This is a genomic window from Brevundimonas sp. M1A4_2e (assembly GCF_053345555.1).
Genome location: NZ_JBKFAI010000008.1, coordinates 18763 through 39424, shown reverse-complemented (window position 1 = coordinate 39424; position 20662 = coordinate 18763). Strand labels below are relative to the sequence as shown.

The 20662-nt window shown below is 67.4% G+C and carries 14 protein-coding genes; 13 read left to right on the top strand and 1 reads right to left on the bottom strand.

Annotated elements, in window-relative coordinates; translation table 11 throughout:
- Position 1 precedes the first annotated feature (1 nt).
- From ggt to ACLBV5_RS14265, 4 genes are all read left to right on the top strand, one after another.
- A complete protein-coding gene (ggt, locus tag ACLBV5_RS14280) occupies positions 2 to 1735 on the top strand; it encodes a gamma-glutamyltransferase (protein ID WP_447606095.1) in 1734 nt (577 codons plus the stop codon).
- Between the two features lie 157 nt (positions 1736 to 1892).
- On the top strand, positions 1893 to 2669 hold the full coding sequence (locus ACLBV5_RS14275) for a dienelactone hydrolase family protein (RefSeq protein ID WP_447606094.1): 777 nt from the start codon (positions 1893 to 1895) through the stop codon (positions 2667 to 2669).
- A 10-nt stretch (positions 2670 to 2679) separates the two neighbouring features.
- A complete protein-coding gene (locus tag ACLBV5_RS14270; protein ID WP_447606093.1) occupies positions 2680 to 4257 on the top strand; it encodes an N-acyl-D-amino-acid deacylase family protein in 1578 nt (525 codons plus the stop codon).
- A gap of 17 nt (positions 4258 to 4274) precedes the next feature.
- Positions 4275 to 6059 (top strand): CIA30 family protein, encoded by a 1785-nt coding sequence (locus ACLBV5_RS14265; RefSeq protein WP_447606092.1) that lies wholly within the window; start codon positions 4275 to 4277, stop codon positions 6057 to 6059.
- Positions 6060 to 6878: 819 nt separating this feature from the next.
- Here ACLBV5_RS14265 and ACLBV5_RS14260 read toward each other — a convergent pair.
- Positions 6879 to 7028 carry a hypothetical protein gene (locus ACLBV5_RS14260; RefSeq protein ID WP_447606091.1) on the bottom strand — a complete coding sequence of 50 codons (150 nt, stop codon included), beginning with the start codon at positions 7026 to 7028 and terminating at the stop codon, positions 6879 to 6881.
- A 367-nt stretch (positions 7029 to 7395) separates the two neighbouring features.
- Between ACLBV5_RS14260 and ACLBV5_RS14255 the strand changes: the two genes are divergently transcribed.
- From ACLBV5_RS14255 to ACLBV5_RS14215, 9 genes are all read left to right on the top strand, one after another.
- Entirely contained in the window at positions 7396 to 7482 is an 87-nt protein-coding gene (locus ACLBV5_RS14255; protein ID WP_327020087.1) for a potassium-transporting ATPase subunit F, read from the top strand.
- Between the two features lie 16 nt (positions 7483 to 7498).
- Positions 7499 to 9211 (top strand): potassium-transporting ATPase subunit KdpA, encoded by a 1713-nt coding sequence (gene kdpA, locus ACLBV5_RS14250; protein WP_447606089.1) that lies wholly within the window; start codon positions 7499 to 7501, stop codon positions 9209 to 9211.
- 12 nt (positions 9212 to 9223) lie between these two features.
- On the top strand, positions 9224 to 11287 hold the full coding sequence (gene kdpB / locus ACLBV5_RS14245) for a potassium-transporting ATPase subunit KdpB (RefSeq protein ID WP_447606088.1): 2064 nt from the start codon (positions 9224 to 9226) through the stop codon (positions 11285 to 11287).
- A gap of 30 nt (positions 11288 to 11317) precedes the next feature.
- Positions 11318 to 12076, top strand: a complete 759-nt coding sequence (locus tag ACLBV5_RS14240) for a TorF family putative porin (RefSeq protein ID WP_447606086.1) — start codon at positions 11318 to 11320, stop codon at positions 12074 to 12076.
- On the top strand, positions 12076 to 12660 hold the full coding sequence (gene kdpC / locus ACLBV5_RS14235; protein ID WP_447606085.1) for a potassium-transporting ATPase subunit KdpC: 585 nt from the start codon (positions 12076 to 12078) through the stop codon (positions 12658 to 12660). The genes ACLBV5_RS14240 and kdpC overlap by 1 nt, the downstream gene beginning before the upstream one ends.
- Positions 12660 to 15329, top strand: coding sequence for a DUF4118 domain-containing protein (locus tag ACLBV5_RS14230; RefSeq protein WP_447606084.1), 2670 nt, complete (start codon positions 12660 to 12662; stop codon positions 15327 to 15329). The genes kdpC and ACLBV5_RS14230 overlap by 1 nt, the downstream gene beginning before the upstream one ends.
- A 10-nt stretch (positions 15330 to 15339) precedes the next feature.
- The gene (locus ACLBV5_RS14225; RefSeq protein ID WP_025977547.1) at positions 15340 to 16029 is read left to right on the top strand and encodes a response regulator; all 690 of its coding nucleotides are present in this window, start codon (positions 15340 to 15342) and stop codon (positions 16027 to 16029) included.
- A gap of 232 nt (positions 16030 to 16261) precedes the next feature.
- On the top strand, positions 16262 to 17461 hold the full coding sequence (locus ACLBV5_RS14220) for a hypothetical protein (RefSeq protein ID WP_208542171.1): 1200 nt from the start codon (positions 16262 to 16264) through the stop codon (positions 17459 to 17461).
- 89 nt (positions 17462 to 17550) lie between these two features.
- Complete coding sequence (locus ACLBV5_RS14215; RefSeq protein ID WP_447606083.1) at positions 17551 to 20604, top strand: TonB-dependent receptor; 3054 nt, start codon at positions 17551 to 17553, stop codon at positions 20602 to 20604.
- Positions 20605 to 20662: the final 58 nt, after the last annotated feature.

The window sequence follows — 20662 nt, the reverse complement described above, 5'->3', positions numbered from 1 at the left end:
CGTGGCACGTTTCGTCCGTCCGATGCTTGGCGCACTTCTCGCCACCCTTTTGCCGGTGGGAGCAGGCGCGGCGCATGGCGAGTCCGCGTCACGACCGGCCTTGCTGGACTATGGGGCCATTCAGCACCCGGTCCGCGCGGAACGCGCCATGGTGGTCAGCCAGAATGTCATCGCCAGCCAGGTGGGCGCCGATATCCTCAAGCGCGGCGGCAACGCCATTGACGCGGCAGTGGGCGTCGGCTTCGCCCTGGCGGTGACGCTCCCCCGCGCCGGGAATCTGGGCGGGGACGGCTATATGCTGGCCCATATTGGGGAGACGGGGGAAACGCTCGTCGTCGACTACAGGTCGATCGCGCCTATGGCCGCCCATGTCGGCCTGTTCTCCGAGAGCCAGGGCGGCGACCCGGCGGATTTGCGCCGCGGGTATCGCGCCTCGGGCGTGCCGGGGACGGTCGCCGGGCTGGAGGCGGCTCATCGGCGCTGGGGGCGGTTGCCCTGGGCCGAGGTGGTCCGGCCAGCGCGGCGTCTGGCCGAGGACGGCGTGGTTCTATCGCGTGACGAAGCCGAGGGCCTGGCGTGGTCGAGGCCCATGTGGGAGCCCTATGCCGCCGGACGGCAGGCCTTCCTCAAGGCGGACGGTTCAGACTATGCGGCCGGCGAGCGCTTTGTGCAGCCGGACCTCGGCTGGACCCTGTCGCAGATCGAGCAAGGGGGGGCCGCCGCCTTCTATCTCGGGGCGGTGGCCGATCGCGTCGTCGCCTCCATGGCCGAAAACAATGGTCTGATCACCAAGGCGGATCTCGCCGCCTATCGACCCGTATTTCGCGAGCCGATCGAGGCCGACTATCGCGGCTATCGGGTGGTGGCGACGCCCCCTTCATCGTCCGGCGGCGTCATGCTGCTGGAAATGCTGAATATCGTGGAAAACTTCGACCTGAAGGGCGCCGGGGCCGGGACGGCCGCATCTCTTCATTTGATGGCCGAAGCGATGAAGCTGGCGCAGCTGGACCGCGTTCGCTGGATCGGCGATCCCGATTTCAGCGAGGTGCCGACCCGCCAGCTGGTTTCTCAAGCCTTCGCGGACCAAAGGGCGCGGTTGATCCAGCCGGATCGAACCCTGCCCCTGATGGCGCTTCATCCGCTGGATCCGTGGTCGGTCGAGGGCGAAAGCACGACCCATTTCTCCGTCGTGGACGCCGAGGGCAACGTCGTCTCCAACACCTATACGCTGGGCGCGTCCTATGGCTCGGGGGCGGTGATCGACGGCGCCGGTTTCCTTCTCAACGACCAGATGAAGAACTTCAATCGCAGGATGGGGCCTGATGGACGGCCGCTGCGGGCGAACGGCATGGAGCCGGGCAAGCGGATGATCTCGACTATGACCCCCACGGTTGTGTTCCGCGAAGGCAAACCCTGGTTGGTCACCGGCACGCCGGGCGGCGCCAGCATCCCCAACAGCCTGTTCCAACTCATCGTCAACATGATCGACCACGACATGACGGTGGCTCAGGCGACCCACGCGCCGCGGGCGCACCAGGACGGCGCCAGCGGGCGCCTGCAGGTGGAGCCGGGCTTCAATGGCGACACGGCGGACCTGCTTGCGCAGCGCGGGCACCGGATCGGGCGTCGTTCCACCATCGGCAGCATCCAGTCCATTCTGATCCGACCAGACGGCGGGCTAGAGGGCGCGGCCGACAGCCGACGGCCCGACGCGGCCGCCATCGCAGCTGACTGAGTTCAACGCGGGGAGATATGAGTTGAAGTTGGTATCGAGTTTGACGGCTGCGCTGCTTTTAGCGACAGCCGCGCCGGCGGCGGCGCAACAGACAGTCTCGCCTAAAACCGGTGAGCTCACGGCGACGCGCTCTTCGGCACGGCCCCAGGCCGAGCGCGTGGTCTTTCGCTCTATGGACGAGACGCGCACCGAATTGACCGGGTACCTTTACGCTCCTGTGGACGAGCGCGACGGCAAGGCGCCCGCCGTGGTGCTCATGCACGGCCGGGCGGGCGCCTATTCTAGCCTAGCCAAAGGTGTTTATGACGCCAGCACCCTGACGATCCGTCACCGCTACTGGGCCGAGTACTGGGCCAGTCGGGGCTATTATGCGCTGATCGTCGACAGCTTCGGGGCGAGAGGGTTTCCGGGTGGTTTCGCGGCCGGCACCTATTCGCAGCGCCCCACCACCGTAAATGAGGTGACCATTCGTCCGCTAGACGCCTATGGCGCGCTGCGCTTCCTGCGCAGCCTTGATGGCGTGGACGGCGACCGTGTCGGTTTGATGGGCTGGTCCAATGGAGGCAGCGCTGTGCTGGCCGCCATGGCGGATGACAAGCCGGGCGACATGCGTCGACTGGGCTTCCGCGCGGCGGTGTCCATGTATCCAGGGTGCGGGCTGCAGAACCGCTTTCGACGCGGCTATCGCGCCTATGCGCCGGTAGAGATCTTCATCGGCACGGCGGACGAGGAAGTCAGCCACGACCGTTGCCGCGCCTTCGCCGCCGGCGCGGGGGCCGACGCTCCTGTGGGCTTCAACAGCTTCGCCGGCGCGACCCACAGCTTCGACGATCCCGGTCGCCGCCGCCAGTCCGTCCCTGCGAATGCGGCCGCCACCCGCACCGTACGGGAGCGGCTTGCGGAGTATTTTGAGCAGGCTCTGGCGCCGCGCTGAGGAGATAAGCATGAAATCTCGGACACTCGGACTGGCGGCCGCTCTAGTCGTCTTGAGCGGGGGCGGGGCGGCGGCCCAAACGTATGACATCCTCATCCGCGGCGGCCTCGTTTTCGACGGAAGCGATGCGCCCCCGCGCCGCGCCGATGTCGGCATTAGACAGGATCGAATCGTCTTCGTGGGTGCGGCCCCATCGGGAGCGAAGGCCGATATCGAGGTGTCAGCCGAAGGCAAATGGGTCGTCCCCGGCTTTATTGATCCGCATACCCACTATCTAGCCGATATATCTTCACGGGACGCGCAGCGCCGCCGCGTGGAAGCAGCTCTGATGCAGGGCGTGACCACCGTATTCGTGGGCAACGACGGCACATCCGCCTCGGCCGGAGTGGGGGACCTGTTCCGGCGCATCGATCAGCGCGGGGTCGGCCCGAACGTGGCCAGCTATATCGGCTTTGGCACCATCCGCCGCGCGGCCATGGGCCAGGCCGATCGCGCGCCCGATGCCGCTGAAATGGCGCGGATGGCGACGTTCGCGGCGCAGGCCATGTGCGAAGGCGCGCTGGGCCTCTCGACCGGGCTATTCTACGCTCCGCAAAGCTATGCAACCACCGAGGAGGTGGTCGCCCTGGCCAGGACTGTCGCGGCCCATGGCGGCCTTTACGACACCCATCTGCGCGACGAGTCCTCTTATGGCATCGGCCTTGCGGCCGCCGTGGGCGAGGCTCTGGACATCGGCCGCAAGGCCGGCGTTCCCGTCCATATCGCCCACATCAAGGCGCTGGGCGTCGATGTACACGGCGCGGCGCCGGCCGTTATCGCCCAGATCGAGGCCGCCCAAGCGGACGGTCTGACTGTGCACGCCGACCAATATCCCTGGGACGCCTCCGGCACGGGGCTGGGCGCTGCTCTTCTGCCGCGCTGGGCCCAGGCGGATGGAGACGAAGCACTCCTCGCGCGCCTGAATGACGCCGAGCAAATGGCGCGCATTCGGCCGGCCATGGAAGATAACCTGCGCCGCCGCGGCGGGCCGGACGCGATCCTGCTTACGGCCGGCGCCTTGGACGAGGTGCGCGGCAAGACCTTGGCGCAGGCAGCGACTCACTGGGGCGTGGATCCTGTCGAGGCGGCGTTGCGACAGCTTCGCGCCGGCGGCTCGTCCATCGCTTCTTTCAACCAGGTCGAGACGGATATCCGCGCCTTCATGGCGCGTCCCTGGGTGGTGACGGCCTCTGACGCCTCGGCGGGCCACCCCCGCCGCGCCGCCAGCTTTGCGCGGCTGTATGATCGTTATGTCCGCGAGGGCGAGGTTCTTTCCGCCCAGGCGTTCGTGCACCGCTCGAGCGGCCGCACGGCGGCCCTCTTCGGCCTCGAGGGGCGCGGCCGGATCGGGGAGGGCGCCTATGCCGATGTCGCCGTGATCGACCCGGACAGCTACGCCCCGCGAGCCACCTACCTCGACCCGGACGCCCTGGCGACCGGCGTGAGCCACGTCGTCGTCAACGGCCGGATGGCGGTGTCTGAGAGCCGAGTCACAGGGGACCTGGCCGGCCGGCCGCTGCGGCGTACGTCGCAGGCACCGTGCCCATGAATGAAGGAACCGGACGCATGAGCAACGGAATCTGGCGCAGGCGAGCACGTCTTGTCGCTGTCGCCTGCGCAGCGGTTGTGGGGCTGGGCGGCGGGACGGCGGACCCTGCGTCGCCGCTGCTGATCGTAGGCGCGACCATCTTTGACGCCACCGGCGCCGCGCCTTTCCAGGGCGACGTTCTGGTGCGCGACGGCCGCATCGCTCAAGTGGCCCCGACCATACGCGCGCCCTCTGGCGCGACCATCGTCGACGCGCGGGGGAAGGCGCTGCTGCCGGGCTTCTTTGACCTGCACACCCATTGGACGCCGGGCGGTTCGCCGGCAGCCACCCCGTCTATCGCTCATGCCTATGTCACCGCGGGGGTGACGACCGTGAACGATTTCCACCAGCCGCCGGAAGCGTTCGAACCTCGTCGTCGCTGGCTCGCCAACCTCGTCTCGCCGCACGTCAACCTGACCGCCCGAATGAGCACGCCGGGCGGTCACGGGGCCGACTGGGCCGATCAGAACACCACCCGCTGGGTCAACACGCCGGACGGAGCGCGCGCCGGCGTCGAGGCGATCGCCGCCTATTCGCCTGACCTCATCAAGGCGTTCGCGGACGGCTGGCGTTACGGCTTGTCGGCGGACAACAGCAGCATGGACGAGAGCGTGCTCAGCGCACTGGTCGCGGCATCTCACGAACGCGGCCTGCGCGTCGTGACACATACGGTGACAGTGGAGCGGGGCGCCCAGGCGGTTAGGGCAGGGGTGGACGTCATTGTCCACAGCCTGCAGGACCGGGAGGTCGACGCAGCGACGGCCGAGCTGATGCGCGCGGGGGGCGTGGCCTATGCGCCGACCTTGGCCGTTTACGAGCCGGTCAAACCGGGCGCGACGCGGCCGCGGAATATGGACACGCCGCGAATGCGCCAGCAGACGCGCAAGTTCGCGCATGCGCTGAACAACGTCCGCCGGTTGCACGAGGCGGGAGTGTTGATCGCCGTGGGCACTGACGCCGGCATGCCGGGCACGCCGCACGGGGTAGCGACCCTCCGCGAGATGGAATTGCTGGTCCAGGCTGGATTGAGCCCGACTGAAGCCCTACTGGCCGCCACATCAAATAGCGCCAAGGCCATGGGCGTGCACGACGACAGAGGCAGCATCGAGGTCGGCAAACGCGCTGATCTGGTCCTGATCGACGGGACGCCGTGGCGCGACATCGCGGACGTGCGACGCATCCATGGCGTCTTCATCGACGGACGCCAGGTTCACAGTGCGGGCAAACCGCTGCGGGATGACGCGCCGGCCCTGATGCCGGCGATCAAGATCGGAGGCCTGATCGACGATTTCGAACGGCCGGATCGTCGCACCGCGCTGGACACGGCGCGCCTAGATCATTTCGACAGCGGCGGGGAGCGGACTGAGCTGATAACTCAGCTGGTCCAGGGCGCTGGCCGCAATCATTATCTCAGTCTGGCCGCGCGCATGGCCTATAAGGACGATCCCTTCGCTGGTGTGACCTTTCCGCTCAGCCGGGGCGGCGTGGAGCCTGTCGACCTGTCAGACTACCAGGGCTTGCGCTTCGACGTGCGAGGCGACGGCGGCGCCTATCAGGTTCGCCTGCGCGGCCCAGGCGGCGTTAGCTTGGCCGAGGTTGTGGCGGATGCCGAATGGCGGACCGTTGATGTTCCGTTCGAGGCTTTTCGGTCGTCAAGGCGGTCCCTTGAGACAGAGGCTTTGTTCTTCGATTTGACGGTCAGAGCCAGCCGAGAAGGCGGCGAGGCGGTTTGGCTCGAGCTCGACAATGTCGCGCTCTACTGAGGCCCGATCGCTTCCGGCGTTTAAACGCGCAAGATCGCGTCCTTTTAAAAAACCTGTACAGCCTTCTGGACGATGCGGAGGCGGGGGCAAAGTAGAGCCGGCCCGCTATATATAAGGCTGCCAAGCTTTTCTGGTCAGTGTTTCCGCACACGCCGGTCAGGTCAGCTCTGAGAATGGCCACCTCGGTGATCGCGACGGCGCGCGATATTCGATTACCCTTAGGGCCCTGGCCTGAGTGTTGCACCGGCTGACTCTAGAAAGCGTCGCGACGGTGAAAAGTCGGACCCGCTCTGAAGCGCGATATGTTATTTCTTTGAAGGCGAGCGATTTGAAGAAAAGGATATTGTGATAGTCTGGTTCTCTAGTCGGTATCAGCTAAACTTTTTAGCTAGTCAGCTTTGTGGCGTTGTCAATATGTATCGAAAGATGTCGCGATGACGTACTTGTTACATCAGTATATTTTCTCATTGTTTTCAAGATGACTAAGTTTTGTCGGTGCTGCGAACGGTTTGGGCGTTTTGGGATTTGAAAAATTAAGCAATAACAGACCGATAAGTCGGTTTATATAATCGAGTGGGAATGAGGAAGAGGGGGGGAGCGGTCGCGTTCGGCGAGTGCGCTCCCTCGGGTCTGCGGTAGTAGATCTACGGAGGCGGAAGGGGCGCAGTGGGCTTGATGCGGCTCATTAGGTCAGCTTCCGACTGATTTGAAAAAGGCGGCTGCTGAGATCGCCGCTTGAAGCGGACGCTGCGGTTGGCTCCCGCCTCACGCGGTCGTCGGCGTCGGTCTCGGCGATGCCGCGGGCGGAGTCCTGGGCACCTAGCGCTGGGTGTCACGAGGCGGGGCCTGGGTCCGGGGCGTCGAGAAGTCACGCCGACCGTGAACCCGCCAGTCCAGCATCTCGGCCGAGCCATAGGTCATGTCCGCCCCCCAGCCGGGCGGGCCACAGATCATGATGCTCGCGCGCACGCTCGATCATGGTGCGGGTCGCCGTCGCTTCGGCCTCGTCCAGCACGGCCAGATGCTCGTCGATAGCTCGGCTGGCGGCCTCGGGCGGCAGGCCGTGGTCGCCCGGGCACGCCGCGTTGGCGGTCGGCGTCGGCCTTGATCAGGCTGGATGCATCGCCGCAGCACCGTCTCGAACAAAGCGCGCCCTTATGCAGGCGTTATGCTCGGCCGCGCTTTCCACATGGCCCGCTTAGGTCCTCAGGGCGTCTCTTCCGGCTCTCAGTCGAGCTGGAGGTGTCGGCATGGCCGATGTGATTTTTCTGGCGATCGGCGGCGGGGCTTTTCTGGCCTTCGCCGCCCTCGCTGTTGCGTTGAAGAGGTTGTGACGATGCTGCTGAACGTCCTGTGGGGCGCCGGCGCCCTCGTCATTGCTGGCTACATGGTCGCGGCCCTGCTGCGCCCCGAGCGGTTCTGAGCGGAGCCGCCTTCTCATGAATATTCAAGGTTGGGCGGAAATCGCCCTGACCCTCGGCCTCGCCGTCATGCTCGGCTGGCCGATCGGGATCTATATGTCGCGCGTCTGGAACGGCGAACGCACCTGGCTGGACCCGGTGCTTAGGCCCGTCGAGGGCCTGTTTTATCGCGCCGCCGGCGTGGACCCGACGCGCAGCCAGGGCTGGCTGGGCTATGCCGGCGCCCTGCTGGCCTTCAACCTGGCGGGGTTTGTCCTGCTGTACGCCATTCTGCGTCTGCAAGGCGTCCTGCCGATGAACCCGCAGGGGTTTGACGGCGTCAGCCCGCATCTGGCCTTCAACACGGCCGTCAGCTTCGTCACCAACACCAACTGGCAGAGCTATGGCGGCGAGACCACCATGTCGACCTTCACCCAGATGGTCGGCCTGACGGTGCAGAACTTCGTGTCGGCGGCCACCGGCGCGACCATCGCGGCGGCTCTCGCCCGCGCCTTCATCGCCAATCGCGGCGAGGGCGTCGGCAACTTCTGGGCCGACCTGACGCGCACCAGCCTCTATGTCCTGCTGCCCATCGCCTTCATCGTGGCCGTGGTTCTGGCCGGGCTGGGCGTGGTGCAGTCGCTGGCGGCCGCGGCCCAGGCGACGACGCTGGAAGGCGGATCGCAGACGATCAGCCTGTTCCCGACCGCCAGCCAGCTGGCCATCAAGCAGCTGGGCATCAACGGCGGCGGCGTGTTCAACGTCAACTCGGCCCACCCGCTGGAAAACCCCACGCCGCTGACGACGCTGATCACGGCGATCAGCATCAACGTCCTGGGCTGGGCGGCCTTCTTCGCCTTTGGCCGCAGCGTCCTGGCCAAGAAGGACGTGCGCGCCCTGGTGATCGCGGCGATCCTGCTGCTGGGCGCCGCCGGCTCGGCGCTCTACGTCATCGAGAGCCAGCCGGCGCCGGCTCTGGTCGCCGCCGGGGTCGAGACCTCGGCCGGCAATATGGAGGGCAAGGAGGTCCGCTTCGGCGTCCCGGCCTCCGTGGCCTGGGCGGCCCAGACGACCGGCGCCTCGAACGGCTCGGTCAACTCCATGCACGCCAGCTACATGCCGCTGGGCGGGGCTGTGACCATGTTCCTGATGCAGCTGGGCGAGATCCTGCCCGGCGGGATCGGCTCGGGCATCGCCGTCATGGTGCTGATGGCCATGCTGGTGGTCTTCGTGGCGGGCCTGATGGTCGGTCGCACGCCTGAATACCTGGGCAAGAAGATCGAGGCGCGCGAGATCCAGTTCGCCATGCTGTCGGTTCTGGTCGTGCCGCTGTCGGTGCTGGGCTTCTCGGCCGTGGCTGCGGTCCTGCCCGAAGCCCTGGCCGGTCTGCTGAACAAGGGGCCGCACGGCCTGTCCGAGATTCTCTATGCCTATACCTCGGCGACCGGCAACAACGGCTCGGCCTTTGCGGGTCTGACCGCCAACGCCCCCTGGTGGAACACCACCCTGGGTCTGGCCATGCTGCTGGGCCGGTTCGTGCCCGCTGTCGCGGTGCTTGCCGTCGCCGGCGCCCTGGTCGCCAAGCCCAAGCTGGCCCCCTCGACCGGGACCCTGCCGACCCATGGCCCGCTGTTCATCGGCCTGTTGATCGGGGTGATCCTGATCCTCGGCGGCCTGCAGTTCTTTCCCGCCCTCTCGCTGGGTCCGATCGGGGAGCATTTCGACATGCTCCAGGTCGTGGCCCGGTTCTGATCGGATAATCCTATGACCCAAGTCACGCTCGATCCGTCGAGCCCCCGGTCAACGCCCATCGCGGGCGGGCTGTCCGGGGCCATGCTCGGCCGGGCGCTCGGCGACGCCGTCGCCAAGCTGAACCCGACGAAACTGCTCAACAACCCGGTGATCTTCGCCACCTGGATCGTCGCCCTGCTGGCGACCGCTTCGGCGGTCGTGGCGACAGCCAGCGGCCAGGCGGCGGGCTTCGCCATCCAGCTGGCGCTGTGGCTGTGGGCCACGGTCCTGTTCGCCAACGTCGCCGAAAGCATCGCCGAAGGGCGCGGCAAGGCGGCGGCGGACTCCTTGAGGGCCACCCGCGTCACCACCAAGGCCAAGCTGATCGTCGATTCGAAGACCGGCACGGTGGTCCCGACCCCGGCGGGGGAGCTGGAGATCGGCTCCATCGTCCTGGTCGAGGCCGGCGACGTCATCCCCTCGGACGGCGAGATCATCGAAGGCGTCGCCTCGGTCAACGAGGCCGCCATCACCGGCGAAAGCGCGCCTGTCATCCGTGAAAGCGGCGGCGACCGCTCGGCCGTCACCGGCGGCACCACGGTCGTCTCGGACTGGATCAAGGTGCGCATCACCTCGGCCCCCGGCGCCACCTTCCTCGACCGCATGATCGCCATGGTCGAGGGCGCGGACCGTCGCAAGACGCCGAACGAGCTGGCGCTGTCGGTGCTGCTGGCCGGGCTGACCCTGGTCTTCCTGATCGCGGTGGCCAGCCTGCTGGGTCTGGGCGCCTATTCGGGGATCAAGCTGGACCCCATCGTCCTGGGCGCTCTGTTCATCACCCTGATCCCGACGACGATCGGGGGACTGCTGTCCGCGGTCGGCATCGCCGGCATGGACCGGTTGCTGAAGGTGAACGTGCTGGCGACCTCAGGCCGTGCGGTGGAGGCGGCAGGCGACGTCGACACCCTGCTGCTCGACAAGACCGGCACCATCACCTTCGGCAACCGCATGGCTGTCGAGGTCATCACCGTGCCGGGCGTGCGTCCCGACGTGGCGATGCGGGCGGCGGTCATGGCCTCGCTGGCGGACGAGACGCCGGAGGGCCGTTCCATCGTCGAGCTGGGCCGCAACGCCGGGGTGACGGGCGACCTGCCTGTCGGCGCCAGGACCATCCCGTTCAGCGCCGTGACCCGCCAGTCGGGTCTGGAAGCGGACGGCCAGTCGTGGCGCAAGGGCGCGGTCGACGCCGTGCTGAAGTCGCTGGGTCTGGCCGAAAGCGCCGCGCCCGCCGAGTTCCGCGCCGCCGTGGATCGCATCGCCCGCTCGGGCGGCACGCCTCTGGCCGTGGTCGAGAACGACGCCCTGGTCGGGGTCATTCACCTGAAGGACGTGGTCAAGCCGGGCGTGAAAGCGCGCTTCGCCGATCTGCGCCGCATGGGTCTGCGCACCGTCATGATCACCGGCGACAACCCGGTGACGGCGGCGGCCATCGCGTCCGAGGCCGGGGTCGACGACTTCCTGGCCGAGGCGACGCCCGAGGACAAGATGCGCCTGATCAAGGCCGAACAGGCCAAGGGACGCATGGTCGCCATGTGCGGCGACGGGGCCAACGACGCCCCGGCTCTGGCTCAGGCTGACGTCGGCGTGGCCATGCAGACCGGGGCCCAGGCCGCCCGCGAGGCCGGCAACATGGTCGACCTCGACAGCGACCCCACCAAGGTCATCGAGATCGTCGAGGTCGGCAAGCAACTGCTGATCACGCGCGGTGCCCTGACCACCTTCTCCATCGCCAACGACGTGGCCAAGTATTTCGCCATCATCCCGGCGATGTTCGTGGTCGGCCTGCCGTCGCTGGCGGCGCTGAACGTGATGAAGCTGTCCAGCCCGGAGAGCGCCATCCTGTCGGCGGTCATCTTCAACGCCCTGGTCATCGTCGCCCTGATCCCGCTGGCGCTGCGCGGGGTGAAATACCGCGCCGTGGGGGCGGGCAAGCTGCTGGGCCGCAACCTGCTGATCTACGGCCTGGGCGGTCTGATCGCGCCCTTCGTCGGCATCAAGCTCATCGACATCGTCATCTCCGCCCTCGGCCTGGCCTGAAGCCCGCCCTGAGCGATCAAGGAAACCACCATGCGTAAACGCAAGAAACTCGACGGCTCGGACCTGAACAACGCCCTGGTGGGCGGGGCCTGCCTGGTCGCCGTCATCACCCTGGGCCTGTGCACGGCGCCCACGGACGCCAAGGCCCAGGACTTTGCGAAGGGCGCCCGTCCCGAGGTCGCCTTCAACGCCGCCATTGGATCTGACTACGTCTTCCGGGGCGTCAGCCAGAATGAAGGCGATCCGGCGATCTCGGCCGGGGTCGATGTGACGCAAGGCGTCTTCTACGCCGGGGCCTGGGCCGGGAACGTCTCCTTCGCCGGAGACGCCGACACCGACGCCGAGATCGACCTCTACGCCGGCGTCCGGCCCGAGTTCGGCGGCTTCAACTGGGACTTCGGCGTGGTCAGCTATGTCTACGCCGGCCAGCCGGACGGGGCCGACCACGACTATGTCGAGCTGAAGGCCGCCGCCTCGCGCGCGGTCGGCCCGGCCACCCTGGGGGCGGCGATCTATTACTCGCCGGACTTCTTCGGCGCGTCCGAGGACGAGGCGACCTATGCCGAGATCAACGGCGCGATCAGCCCGGCCGACAAGTGGATCATCTCGGCGGCGGTGGGGCGCCAGTGGGTGTCGTCGGACTTTGACTACACCACCTGGAACCTGGGCGCGGCCTATCAGCTGACCGACCATCTGGCGCTGGACGTCCGCTATTTCGACACCGACGAACACGACTTCGGCGCCGCCTATGACGGTCGCGTCGCAGCCAGCCTGAAGGCGACCTTCTGATGCTGAACCACATCCGTCCGGCGGTCGTGATGATCGCCCTGTTCACCGGCGTTCTGGGCGTCGCCTATCCGTTCGCGGTGACGGGCGTGGCTCAGACGGTCTTCTCGGAGCAGGCCGACGGCAGCCTGGTCCGGGACAAGGCCGGCAAGGTCGTGGGCTCGGCCCTGGTCGGCCAGACTTTTGCGGAGCCGATCTATCTGCATCCGCGCCCTTCGGCGGCGGGCGACGGCTATGACGCCTCGTCGTCTTCCGGCGCCAACCTCGGCCCGCTGAACCCGGATCTGATCGCCCGGGTCAAGACGGACGCCGATGCCTTGCGCGCCGAAACGGGCGCAGCGGCTATCCCCGCCGACGCCGTGACAGCCTCGGCTTCGGGCCTCGACCCGCATATCTCTCCGGCCTACGCTAGGCTTCAGGCCGCCCGCATCGCCGAGGCGCGAGGCGTGGCGGTGCAAGAGGTGAGCAAGGTGATCGAACAGCATGTCGAAGGCCGAACATTCGGCGTGCTGGGCCAGCCGCGCGTCAATGTGCTGCTGACCAACATGGCGCTGGACGCCCGCTTCCCGCGTCCTGCGGAGGGCTGATGGCGCCGCCCATCCTTCCGACGAGCAAGACCCCGGCCGCCCCGCGAAAGCGTGGGCGGCTGAAGGTTTTTCTGGGCATGTCGCCTGGGGTCGGCAAGACCTACGAAATGCTGCGCGCCGCCCGCCGCCGCAAAGCCGAGGGCGATGATGTCGTCGTCGGCGTGGTCGAGACCCACGGCCGCAAGGAGACCATGAGCCTGCTGCGCGGGCTGGAGGTCATGGCCCGCAGCCCCATCGCCTATCGCGACCGGACCCTGCTGGAATTCGATCTCGACGGCGCCGTGGCGCGCCGCCCCGGCCTGTTGCTGGTCGACGAATACGCCCACTCCAACGCCCCCGGCTCGCGTCATCCCAAGCGCTGGCAGGACGTGGAGGAGATCCTCGACGCCGGGATCGACGTCTGGACCACGCTGAACGTCCAGCACCTGGAAAGCCTGTCGGACGTGGTGCTGCGCATCACCGGCGTCAGGCAGCGCGAGAGCGTCCCGGACAGCGCCCTGTCGCGCGCGGACGACATCGAACTGGTGGACATCACCCCGGAGGAACTGCGCAAGCGGCTGGCCGAGGGCAAGGTCTATGTGCCCGAGACGGCGCGGCTGGCCTCGGACAATTTCTTCAAGGTCGAGAACCTGACGGCCCTGCGCGAACTGGCGCTGCGCCGGGCGGCCCAGACGGTGGATGATCAGTTGGTGGCCCGACTGCGCGAGCAGGGGGTGCCGGGGCCGTGGGCGGCGGGCGAGCGGATTCTGGTGCTGATCGCCGGCGACGCCATGGCCGCGCCCCTGGTTCGCGCCGGGCGGCGGCTGTCGGACATGATGATGGACGCGCCCTGGACCGTGGCCCACGTCGACCGCCCCTCGGGCGCGCGGCACGGCGTGGGCTCGGCGGGCAAGCTGTCGGACGCGCTGAAGCTGGCGGAGCAACTGGGCGGCCGCACGGTGGTCCTCAGCGGCGACGACGTGGTGCGCGCCGTCATGGATCACGCCCATCAGAACAACGTCACCCAGATCGTCCTGGCCAAGGGGCGCGACAGCCGCCTGTCGGAATGGCTGGGGCGGTCGCTGGCGGCGGAACTGCTGCGCCAGGCCCGCGGCGTCGCCATCCACGTCATCACCGACGGGGTCGATCTGGAAGAGAAGACGCTGCGGGAGCCGCGTCTGCGTCTGACCGGCGGCTGGCGCGGCTATGCGGTCGGCGCCGCCTGCGTCGTGGCGGCGACGGGCCTGGCCCTGCTGCTGGACCGCACGTTCGAGCGTGTCGATCTGGGCGTCATCTACCTATCGGCGGTGCTGGCGGCGGGGGTGCTTTACGGCCTGAAACCGGCCCTGGCGGCGGCGACGGTCGCCTTCCTGACCTACAACTTCCTGTTTCTTCAGCCGAAATATAGTTTCGCCATCGGTTCGCCGACCGATGTCCTGACCCTGATCGTCTTCTGGGCCGTGGCCCTGACGACAGGCTTCCTGGCGGGTCGGGTGCGCGAGCAGGCGAAGACGGCGCAGCGCCGGGCCTCGGCGGTCTCCGCTCTGCTGGCCGCCAGTCAGAGGCTGACCGGCGTCGGCGATCGGACCACCGCCGCGCGCATCCTGGCCGAGCAGACGGCGGCGGCGGCGGGGGCGGGGGCCGTCGTCCTTCTGCCCGTCAACGACGAACTGACCCTGGTCGCCGGCGCGCCGACCAAGACCCCGCTAGACGCCGAGGCCATGGCCGCCGCGCGCTGGGCCTGGGAGAAGGGGGAACCGGCGGGTCACGGCACCGGCACCTTGCCGCAGGCGCGCTGGACCTTCCGCCCGCTGCAAGGCGTGCGGGACCGTGCGGGCGTGGCCGGGATCGAGGCGGCGGCCCTGTCGCCCGGCTCGGACGAGGAGAAACTGGCCCTGGCCCTGCTGGATCAGGGCGCGGTCGCGGTCGAGCGCGCCGATCTGGCCGGTCAGGCGGTCGAGACCGAGACCCTGCGCCGCACCGACCGTTTCCGGGGAGCGCTGATGAACTCGGTCAGCCATGACCTGAGGACGCCCCTGTCCACAGTGCTGGGCGCCTCGACCACGCTGATTGATCTCGGCGACAAGCTGAAGCCCGAGGTCCGCGCCGACCTGCTGCTGTCGATCCGCGAGGAGGCCGAGCGCCTCAGCCGCTATGTCGGCGACCTGCTGGACATGACCCGTCTGGAGGGCGGGGGGCTGAACATCCGCGCCGACTGGGTCGATGTGCGCGACGTGCTGAACGCGGCGGGCAAGCGGGTCGCGCGGCGTCTGGGCGCGCGCAAGATGACCCGCGACTTCCCGGCCCAGCTCAGCCTGGTCATGGTTGATCAGGGGCTGCTGGAACAGGCCCTGGTCAACATCCTGGAAAACGCTATCGCCTACAGCCCCGACGGCTCGACCGTCGAACTGGCCGCCTATGAGGACCGGGGGGCGGTGGTCATCTCCATCGAGGACGAGGGCAAGGGCATCCCGACCGCCGAGCTGGAACGGGTTTTCGACAAGTTCCGCCGCATGGAGGAGCCGTCGGACCGCACCAAGGGCGCCGGCCTGGGTCTGGCCATCGCCAAGGGCTTCGTCGAGGCCATGAACGGCCGCATCGCCGCCGCCAGCCCGATCATGGACGGAAAAGGGACCCGTATCCTGATCAGCCTGCCCAAGGCCGTCGTCACCCACCCGAGCCTGCTCTAAGGTCCGCCGCATGGCCGCCGTTCGTCCCCAGATTCTCGTCATCGACGACGAGCCCCAGATCCATCGCTTCCTGTCGCCGGCGCTGGACGCCGCCGGCTATGAGCCGCGCCGCGCCGACAGCGGGCAGGAGGGCTTGCGCGGCATCGCCCTGTGGAGCCCCGACGCCGTGGTGCTGGACCTCGGCCTGCCCGACATGGACGGCAAGGACGTTCTGGCGCGGGCGCGAGAATTCTACGCCGGCCCCATCATCATCCTGTCGGCGCGCGACAGGGAGGCGGAGAAGATCGCGGCGCTGGATCTGGGCGCCAACGACTATGTCGAAAAGCCTTTTGGCGTCGGCGAACTGCTGGCCCGGGTCCGCGCCAACCTGCGGCAAGCTGCGTCGCGCGTCGAGATGCAGGGGCCGCTGACGGCGGGCGAGGTGATCATCGATCTGGAGCGCCGCCTGATTACCCGCGCCGACGTCGCCGTGCGCGTCACGCCCAAGGAATACGACGTCCTGGCCCATCTGGCGCGCAACGTCGGCAAGGTGGTCAGCCATCGCGACCTGCTGACCGCCGTCTGGGGCAAGGCTCACGCGGACGACACCCAGTACCTCCGCGTGGTCATCGGCCAATTGCGCCAGAAGCTAGAGATCGACCCCGCACAGCCCCGGTTGATCGTCACCGAACCAGGGGTCGGTTATCGCCTGGTGGATTGATCAACGCCTCAAGGCGCGACTTTGGGAGTACGGCTAAGCGCGTCTAGAGGTCAGCTTCGAAGGCGGGGCGCCATTGTCTGCATGGGGAGCCAGCCAGTCTTCCCCTGGCGCTTATCCGTGGGCGGCCTAATCGCAAAGCTATCTTCATCCAAACTTGGCGCGAATGTAGCTGAAGCGTGAGCGAGCGATCATGAACCCGCCCTAGACCCCCAGGCTGTCGCAGGGGGCAAGGATGAAGTTCAGTATTGCGCCGCTGAAGCGGGCGGGCGTGGCGTTTGTGACGGCGGCGCTAGTCGCGTGGCAGCCGCATCAGGCTACGGCCTCGACCGCCGAGCGACAGTCTCTGCTGCGGCTGCCTTTGAGCCAGAATGGCGGGACGTGGGACGCCGGCCATGTGCAGGGCGTCGCCGTCGATCTCGAAGGCGGCTTCATCTATTATTCCTTCACCAACCTGCTCGCCAAATACGACCTCGAGGGTCGGTTGGTGGGGACGCTGGTCGGGTGGACCGGGCACCTGGGCGACCTAGCCTTCAATCCAGCCGACGGAAAGCTCTACGGCTCGCTGGAATACAAGGCGGATCAGGCGTTCTACATCGCGGTGATCGATGTCAGCGGACTGGATCGGGTCGGGGTCGAGGCCGGCCGCAGCGACCTGTTCAAGACCGTTCATCTGGCCGAGGTCGCGCGGGACTACGTCGCCGACATGGACGGGGACGGACGCTTCGACGGCGATACGGCCAAGACGCGCGACCATCGCTACGGCGCCTCGGGCATCGACGGGGTGGCCTTTGGGCCGCGCTTCGGGCGCAGGGACGGCCCCTCGCTGCTGACGGTGGCCTACGGCGTCTATGGCGATGTGACGCGGGCCGACAACGACCACCAGGTCCTGCTGCAGTACGACATCGCTGACTGGGAGCGTCACGCCCGTCCGCTGTCCGAGGCCGCGCCGCATCGCGAGGGCCCCGCCGCCGTTGACGGCAAGTATTTTGTCCGTACCGGCAATACGACCTATGGGGTGCAGACCCTCGCCTACGACGCCGAACTCGGGCGCTGGTTCCTGGGGGTCTATCAGGGCCGCAAGGCGGAGTTTCCCAACTATCTGCTGTTCGCCGTCGAGGCCGGGAGCCGGCCCGTGCGCGGCGACCTGATCGGCGTGCCTGCGTCGTCCGGCCCAGGATGGGAGCAGGGGATGCTTCTGCCCCTGGCGGCCGATGGCCTGGAAGATCCAGCCACTGGCTTGCGCGGCTGGCGCTGGAAGGCGGATGTCGGCCTGGAGTCCTTGGGACGCGGCCTCTTCTATCTGGCGATGAATTCCGGCGGGAAGGGGAGCCAGACGGCCGACCTGACCCTGATGCGCTGGACCGGCGATCCGCAGACGCCGTTCGCGCCCGTCGACGCCGAAGAGCGCCGGCGACGAAGCTCCACGCCCTGAGCTGCGCCCGCCCTCTCGGCGCGCCGCTCGCTGTGAGCGGCATCCCCCTCGCTTTTTCTCTTCCCTCCTAGTTGTTCGAGTAAACTCCCATGAAGGCCCGTTCTCGCCACCTCGCCAGCGCCAGCCCGCGAGCCCTCTTGCTGTATCCGCTGATGGCGGCCGCCTTTGCGTCCGTGACGCCTCAGGCGGCGGTGGCGCAAACGACCAGCCAGCCCGCGGCCCAGGCGCCCGCCGCCGCCGGCGCCCTGCGCGGCCGGGTGCTCGACACCGTCAGCGGCGAGTATCTGCGCAATGCCGAGGTTCGCGTCGAAGGCACGGGCATCGTCGCCTATTCCGAGGACGGCGGCGCCTTCCGTCTCAGCGGCGTGCCGACGGGCGAGGTCACGCTTGTGGTCCGCTACGCCGGCCTGCAGGACGCGCGGGCCACAGCCAGCGTCGTCGCAGGCCAGACCACGGTTGTCGACATCGCGCTGAAGGCCCCGCTCTATGCTGGCTCCGATGAGGCGTCTGCCGTGGAGGACATCGTGGTCACGGCCGCACGCGGAGGCCAGGCCAAGGCGCTGATGGAGCGCCGCGTGGCGATGAACGCCAAGAACGTGGTCCCGGCCGACAATTTCGGCGCCCTGACCATGGGCGACGTGGGCGAGTTCATGAAGTCGATGCCGGGCCTGTCGATCGACTATACCGAGGTCGACGCCACGGCCGTGCGCATCGGCGGCCTGCCGCCCAAATACTCCACCTTCACCATGGACGGGGCCAGGATGGCCACGGCCACCTCGAACAACAACTCGGGCCGTCAGAACTCGTTCGAGCAGATGTCGATCACCGGCATCGAGACGATCGAGCTGAACCACACCCTGCTGGCCAGCATGGACGCCGACTCGCCGGGCGGCAGCATCAACCTGCGCAGCAAGTACGCCTTCCAGCTGCCCGAGCGGCAGCTGCGCTTTCAGGTGGGCGGGGTGGCGACCTCGGACTCGGCCCTGTCGCGCCACTACATGCCCGACGACAAGAAGCACGCCAGCCTTTATCCCTCGGCCCAGTTCTCCTACGCCGACGTGTTCCTGGACGGCCGCCTGGGCGTCGCGGTCAGCGCCAGCCACAACGCCAACTATGTGCAGCAGGATCGCATCCAGACCGACTGGTCCTACCTGGCTGACGGCCGGGTGATCCCCTACCAGGTCATGTGGCGTCCGGGGCCGAAGCTGACCAGCCGATCCGCCGCCAACCTGGCGGTCGACTACAAGTTCACCGAAGACCTGATCTTCTCGCTGCGCAGCAACTACTCGTTCTATGACGTCGAGTATTTCAACCAGTACACCTATCTGACGTTCGGCACGACGACGAAGTCCTACGCCACGCCTGACTCGACGGGGACGCATATCGTGGTCAATCCGGACGGCCGGAACACCCGGCTGCACACCGGCTATTCGCACCGCTACGCCGGAACGCCGACCTATCTGATCGCGCCGAAGCTGGAATATAAGGGCGAGACGTGGGAAGCGGCGCTGCGCGCCAGCTACTCGTCGGCGGAGTTCAACTTCCGCGACACCAGCAAGGGCTTCTTCCAGCGAACCGACAACCACCTGACGGGGATCGGCTTCGAGATGGAGCGCGACTCCACGGACTCCAACGCCTGGTATCTGCGCCAGACGGCGGGTCGTTCGTGGAGCGATCCGATGAACTTCAATCGCGACATCGACATCGGCAACAACGTCCGCACGGCGGAATCGGACGCCGTCAACGACATGTATTCGCTGAACCTCGACGCGAAGAAGCGGCTCAGCCTAGGCGACGTCCACTTCACCCTGATGGGCGGCCTGGGCGCGCGCAGCAATGACTGGCGTACGGACGAGGGCTCCTATCAGCAGTTCCAGTATGTCGGCTCGACCGGCGATCTGACCCAGACCGCCCCCGAAGCCGTGGTGCCGTGGACGCAGAAATACCGCTTCGAGATGATCGGCTTCGATGCGGGCAACATGAACGCCCAAGGTTGGCGCGCCGATAGCCACTACGGAATGTACGACATCTACCGCGAACACCCTGAGTACTTCGTGGCGGACGAGGTCGGCAACCTGAAGCGCCGTCTCGACAACAACAAGCGGGTCAAGGAAGACATCACCTCGGCCTACGTCGAGGCCCAGGCCGACGCCGGCCGCGCGCGCTTCGACCTGGGGCTGCGCTATGAGAAGACCGAGACGGCGGCCCGTATCGCCGTCATCCGTCCGGCCAAGGAGGTCGCGGACGCCGGCCTGTCGGTCAACACCGTCGAGGGGCTGCTGTACCAGTACAACAACGGGACCTATCAGGATCGCAAGGGCGAGTACGACGACTGGTTCTGGAGCGGCGGGGTGAAGTACGACTTCACCGACAAGCTGGTCGGCCAGCTGTCCTTCAGTCAGGCGGTCCTGCGCCCCGACTACGGCAACCTGGGCGGGGTGGTGTCGGTCAACGACGACACCATGATCGTCACCGTGCCGAACCCCGAGCTGAAGCCGGAGCATTCGACGAAGTATTACGCCAGCCTGCAGTATTATCTGGCGCCGGCGGGCATCATCGGTCTGTCGGCCTACCAGCTCGACATGCAGGACATGCAGGTCACCGGCATGACGGTAAACCCGGAGGACGTCGGCTTCGATCCGGCCGAATACGCCGGCTACACCTTCCGCAGCGCCCAGAACCTGCCGGGGACCAGCACCAACCGCGGCTATGTCGCGGAATACAGCCAGCAACTGACCTTCCTGCCGGGCGCCTGGCGCGGCCTGGGCCTGCATGGCTCGGTGACTTACCTGGATCCGGACGGCGAGCGTCAGGGCACGCCGAAACAGGCCGCCAACTGGGGCGTGCGCTACAACATCGGGCGCTTCGACTTCCAGCTGAACGGCAACTGGCAGTCGAAGTATCGCGTCAGCGGTCTGAACAACACGCCGACCACGGCCAACAACGGCGTCCTCTACCACTCGCCGCGCGAACTGTGGAACGTCAGCGTGAACTACAAGATCAACGACCGCTTCGACCTGATGCTGGCCGGTCGGAACATCTTCAACTCGCCGGACGTCATCTACTCCAACGAGCGTGATCGGGTGCAGCAGTACACCGTCTACGGCTCGATGTGGAACATCGGCGTCAAGGGCGTCTTCTGATCCGCCTGAACGTCTGAAGGCCCGGCGGCTGCGTCGTCTCGCGACGGCGCGGCCGTAT

What these genes read in the sequence shown, in the direction of transcription:
- ACLBV5_RS14225 (WP_025977547.1), top strand. Translation starts at nt 15,340, where the DNA reads ATGGCCGCCGTTCGTCCCCAGATTCTCGTCATCGACGACGAGCCCCAG.
- ACLBV5_RS14270 (WP_447606093.1), top strand. Translation starts at nt 2,680, where the DNA reads ATGAAATCTCGGACACTCGGACTGGCGGCCGCTCTAGTCGTCTTGAGC.
- ACLBV5_RS14215 (WP_447606083.1), top strand. Translation starts at nt 17,551, where the DNA reads ATGAAGGCCCGTTCTCGCCACCTCGCCAGCGCCAGCCCGCGAGCCCTC.
- ACLBV5_RS14255 (WP_327020087.1), top strand. Translation starts at nt 7,396, where the DNA reads ATGCTGCTGAACGTCCTGTGGGGCGCCGGCGCCCTCGTCATTGCTGGC.
- ACLBV5_RS14240 (WP_447606086.1), top strand. Translation starts at nt 11,318, where the DNA reads ATGCGTAAACGCAAGAAACTCGACGGCTCGGACCTGAACAACGCCCTG.
- kdpB (WP_447606088.1), top strand. Translation starts at nt 9,224, where the DNA reads ATGACCCAAGTCACGCTCGATCCGTCGAGCCCCCGGTCAACGCCCATC.
- ACLBV5_RS14265 (WP_447606092.1), top strand. Translation starts at nt 4,275, where the DNA reads ATGAGCAACGGAATCTGGCGCAGGCGAGCACGTCTTGTCGCTGTCGCC.
- kdpC (WP_447606085.1), top strand. Translation starts at nt 12,076, where the DNA reads ATGCTGAACCACATCCGTCCGGCGGTCGTGATGATCGCCCTGTTCACC.
- ACLBV5_RS14230 (WP_447606084.1), top strand. Translation starts at nt 12,660, where the DNA reads ATGGCGCCGCCCATCCTTCCGACGAGCAAGACCCCGGCCGCCCCGCGA.
- ACLBV5_RS14220 (WP_208542171.1), top strand. Translation starts at nt 16,262, where the DNA reads ATGAAGTTCAGTATTGCGCCGCTGAAGCGGGCGGGCGTGGCGTTTGTG.
- kdpA (WP_447606089.1), top strand. Translation starts at nt 7,499, where the DNA reads ATGAATATTCAAGGTTGGGCGGAAATCGCCCTGACCCTCGGCCTCGCC.